Source organism: Bacillus sp. JJ1127 (assembly GCF_036965845.1).
Taxonomy (GTDB): Bacteria; Bacillota; Bacilli; order Bacillales; family Bacillaceae_G; genus Bacillus_A.
This window is the reverse complement of sequence record NZ_JBALQK010000132.1, coordinates 1-644: the sequence shown is the minus strand read 5'-3', so window position 1 is coordinate 644 and position 644 is coordinate 1. Positions and strand designations below refer to the sequence as shown.

At 30.6% G+C, this 644-nt stretch carries 1 protein-coding gene; it reads left to right on the top strand.

Annotation, left to right across the window (positions count from 1 at the left end):
* The first annotated feature begins 228 nt into the window (after positions 1-228).
* Positions 229-597 (top strand): hypothetical protein, encoded by a 369-nt coding sequence (locus tag V7183_RS13615; RefSeq protein WP_335359856.1) that lies wholly within the window; start codon positions 229-231, stop codon positions 595-597.
* The last annotated feature ends 47 nt before the right edge of the window (positions 598-644 follow it).

Here is a 644-nt window from a genome sequence, read left to right as displayed (position 1 = left end):
AAAATTAAAATAGATTTATCTAAATAAAGCAAGAAGTGTAGCCCTTAGTATGGCGTTTAATGGAATAGAGATATTACTATATTATGATTGCTTATGTAAGTTGACAATTGATTTTGTAAGCAGTATAGTAACATCTTAGATTAGCAATGTGCTATCATAAAAGAGTATACGAATTTACGATTCCTTTTCTATTCGGAAGGAAGAGCTTTAAGCTGGAGGGAATATTTGATGTACAAACAGTTACCACATGGTGTGAAAATTGGGATTACGCGCTCAATTGTTGCTTCTTTTGAAAAGTATATGAAAGAGATTGAGTGGAACGAAGAAAAATTTGATATGCAACAATTTGTTGAACAGTGGAAACAATACTTATACACAAAATCGACTTGGATTAATAAAGTAGATGGTGAACTAAAAGAACATCCAGATTTCCATCAAGCGTTAGCAACGAAAGTAAATGAGAAAATTAACGAAATCATTAATGAAGAGCCGACAGAAGAACAACTAGAAATATTAAAGAAGAACAAAGTTAAACAGATAGATGACTTGTGTAAATTAGAAGCTCAATATCATATTGATCGTTTACTAGTAAAATAAATTTGAGCCGAATTTGCATCGTATGAACAATATATATTAGTAGGATT

Excerpts from the sequence above, each read along its gene's own strand:
- V7183_RS13615 (WP_335359856.1), top strand. The coding sequence starts at position 229 with ATGTACAAACAGTTACCACATGGTGTGAAAATTGGGATTACGCGCTCA.